At 74.6% G+C, this 2,789-nt stretch carries 5 protein-coding genes; 3 read left to right on the top strand and 2 right to left on the bottom strand.

Annotated elements, in window-relative coordinates; translation table 11 throughout:
• On the bottom strand, positions 1-316 hold a 316-nt coding region (locus tag NCC78_RS30445), incomplete at its 3' end, for an anti-sigma factor antagonist (RefSeq protein ID WP_250798848.1).
• Positions 317-501: 185 nt separating this feature from the next.
• Between NCC78_RS30445 and NCC78_RS30440 the strand changes: the two genes are divergently transcribed.
• From NCC78_RS30440 to NCC78_RS30430, 3 genes are read left to right on the top strand one after another with little or no spacing between them, the layout of a single operon-like run.
• Positions 502-1,002, top strand: coding sequence for a hypothetical protein (locus NCC78_RS30440; protein ID WP_250798849.1), 501 nt, complete (start codon positions 502-504; stop codon positions 1,000-1,002).
• On the top strand, positions 999-1,493 hold the full coding sequence (locus NCC78_RS30435) for a thiol-disulfide oxidoreductase DCC family protein (RefSeq protein WP_250798845.1): 495 nt from the start codon (positions 999-1,001) through the stop codon (positions 1,491-1,493). The genes NCC78_RS30440 and NCC78_RS30435 overlap by 4 nt, the downstream gene beginning before the upstream one ends.
• Positions 1,456-2,154: a TetR family transcriptional regulator gene (locus NCC78_RS30430; RefSeq protein ID WP_250798844.1), complete on the top strand. Its 699-nt coding sequence runs from the start codon at positions 1,456-1,458 to the stop codon at positions 2,152-2,154. Before NCC78_RS30435 ends, NCC78_RS30430 begins: the two co-directional genes overlap by 38 nt.
• 238 nt (positions 2,155-2,392) lie before the next feature.
• On the opposite strand, the gene NCC78_RS30425 is transcribed toward NCC78_RS30430, so the two are convergent.
• Positions 2,393-2,789: GNAT family N-acetyltransferase (locus NCC78_RS30425; protein ID WP_250798843.1), on the bottom strand; the 397-nt coding region annotated here is incomplete at its 5' end.

The following is a 2,789-nucleotide window of genomic DNA, read 5'->3' as shown; positions in this document are numbered from 1 at the left end:
CTTCGTCGTCGGCGAGCCCGAGCAGCGGGCCGACGGCGGTGATCCGCAGGACCCGGGCCACCAGCGGCTGCGGGTCGGCCACCCGCAGCGCGGCCCCGCGCTCGCGCGCCGCCCCGGCGGCCTTCACCAGCACGCGGATGCCGCTGGAGTCGAGGAACCGGACGTCGGCCAGGTCGACCACGACCTCCCGGAGGCCGGGGCGGTCCAGCGCGGCCGCGAGCGCGTCGTCGAGCACGTCGGCGGTGGCCATGTCCACCTCGCCGCTGGGGCGCAGCACCACCTGCCCCGAATCCGTGTCCCGTGCCCGCCCGTCCATCGGGACCGCCTCACCGTCGAAAGTCGCTGACCTGCGTCTGGCCGGAGCCGGCGCGAGTCGACCATACCGGCCCCGGTCGGCGGCGGCCACGGGGCGGAGACCCGACACATCACTTGAACATGTTCAACAACTGTCCTACGCTCAGGCCGAGCTTATTTGAACGCGTTCAAGAAGGGCGTCGGAGCATGGACATCAAGGTCTGGATGTACCTCGTCTACCTGACCGTCAGCATCGGGCTGACCGTCTGGGTGGCCCGGGCGCTGACCCGCAACGGACTGGTCTTCCTCGAGGAGGTGTTCGCCGACGAACGCCTCGCCAGGGCGGTGAACAACCTCCTGGTGGTCGGCTTCTACCTGCTCAACCTGGGCTACGTCACGGTGGCGATGAAGCACCCCGACCCGGTCGGGTCCACCGCCCAGGCCATGGAGGAGCTCTCCCTCAAGATCGGCCTGGTGCTGCTGGTGCTGGGCGCGCTGCACTTCTTCAACGTCTTCGCCCTCGGCCGGTACCGCCGGGGCCGGCTGCGCCAGCTCGCCACCCACCCCCCGCTCGCCCCGGCCGGCCGGCTCCCGGCGCCGCCCGCGCCCCGCGGCCCGTACCCGCCGGCCGCCGGCCCGCAGCTCGGCTCCACCGCCGCGCACGGTGCGCAGCCGGGGGCCGGCCCGAGCGCCCCGCCGGCCCGATGACCGTCCCACCCAGCGGCGGGACCGACGGACTCCCGGATGCCACCGCGCACGGGGGCGGTGGCATCCGGGGGTTCACCGTGCTCTACGACGCGCACTGCCCGCTCTGCCGGACCGCGCGCCGCTGGCTGGCGTCCCGCGCCCAGCTCGTACCTCTGGAGTTCGTGCCGGCCGGCTCCGCGGAGGCCCGGCAGCGCTTCCCCGGCCTCGACCACGACGCGACGCTGCGGGACCTCACCGTGGTCGCGGACACCGGCGAGGTGTACGCCGGCGACGGCGCCTGGTTCGCCTGCCTCTGGGCCCTGGCGGACCACCGGGCCACGGCCGAGCGGCTGGCCCGCCCGCACCTGCTCCCGCTGGCCCGCCGGGTGGTCGCCACCGCCTCGTCGGTACGCGAGCGCGTCCGTGACCCGTGGTCGGAGCCGGCCGACGAGGCGGCGGGATACGGTGGCCCCGATGACCGAGCAGACTGCGCCGACGACCGCTGCGGGTGAGCCGGCGACCCCGCGCGGCGAGCAGACCCGGCAGCTCATCCTGGACACCGCGATGCGGCTGTTCCGCGAGCGCGGGTACGCCCGGACCACCATGCGCGCCATCGCCCAGGAGGCCGGCGTCGCGGTCGGCAACGCCTACTACTACTTCGGCTCCAAGGACCACCTGATCCAGGAGTTCTACGCCCGCTCGCAGGTCGAGCACCGGGCGGCCGCCCAGCCGGTGCTGGACCGGGAGTCGGACTTCGGCCCCCGGCTGGCCGGGGTGCTGCACGCCGGGGTGGACGTGCTGACGCCGTCGCACGGCTTCGCCGCCAGCTTCTTCAAGACGGCGGCGGAGCCGACCTCACCGCTGAGCCCCTTCTCGGAGGAGTCCTCCGCGCCCCGGCAGGCGGCGATCGACCTCTTCGCCGAGGTGGTGGCGGGCTCGACCGCCAAGGTCGACGCCGAACTGCGCCCGCAGCTGCCCGAGCTGCTCTGGCTGGCGTACATGGGGGTGATCCTCTACTGGGTCCACGACCGCTCCCCGGGGCAGGCCAAGACCCGGCAGCTCATCGACGGCGCGGTGCCTCTGATCGACCGGCTGGTGGCGCTGTCCCGACTGCGGGTCCTCCGCCCGGTCACCCGGCAGGTCTTGGACCTCATTCGTACGCTGCGTCACTGACCGGGGGTCCTCCCCGCATTCGCTCCGTTCCAGGTCAAGTCCGCTTCTGGACAGTCGCGAACGACCGGTGGCACCTTGCCGATCACGTCGCAGATACGTAGCGTAATCAGCACGGTCAGCGACCGGCCCCGCGCCGCCGTCGCGCCCGCACGGGGACCTGGGGAGAGGGCGCGGACCGTGGATCCGGCCCGGGATCCACGGTCCGCGCCCCTGCCGCGACGTCAGACCGGCCCCCCGCTCAGGCCGGGTAGACCCCGTAGGACCGCCAGCCCCGGTCCGGGAAGCCGGCCGCCTCGGCGACCCGCGCCGACGCGGTGTTGGCACGGTCGTGCAGGTAGGTCGGCACGGCACCGTCGGCGAGCACCCGGCGGGCGGCCTGCGCGACCAGCCGCCGGGCCAGACCCCGGCCCCGGGCCGCCGGCGCCGTCCCCACCGCCAGCTCGTGGCCGTACGCGTCGTGTCGCTTGACGCCGACCCCGGCGAGGTAACGGCCGCGCTCGTCGCGGACCACCAGCACCGGCCGGTCGAACAGCCGCAGCCAGGACGGCAGCCCCGGCGCCGCCGGCGGGATCCACTCCCCCACGTCTGGCAGCGGGGCCGGGTCGGCGCACCACCGGAAGACGTCGTCGTGGACC

This window comes from Micromonospora phytophila, assembly GCF_023656545.1.
Lineage (GTDB): Bacteria > Actinomycetota > Actinomycetes > Mycobacteriales > Micromonosporaceae > Micromonospora > Micromonospora phytophila.
Note: the sequence above shows the minus strand (reverse complement) of the source record. Positions and strands in the feature narration are given on the sequence as shown.

What these genes read in the sequence shown, in the direction of transcription:
- NCC78_RS30435 (WP_250798845.1), top strand. Translation starts at nt 999, where the DNA reads ATGACCGTCCCACCCAGCGGCGGGACCGACGGACTCCCGGATGCCACC.
- NCC78_RS30440 (WP_250798849.1), top strand. Translation starts at nt 502, where the DNA reads ATGGACATCAAGGTCTGGATGTACCTCGTCTACCTGACCGTCAGCATC.
- NCC78_RS30430 (WP_250798844.1), top strand. Translation starts at nt 1,456, where the DNA reads ATGACCGAGCAGACTGCGCCGACGACCGCTGCGGGTGAGCCGGCGACC.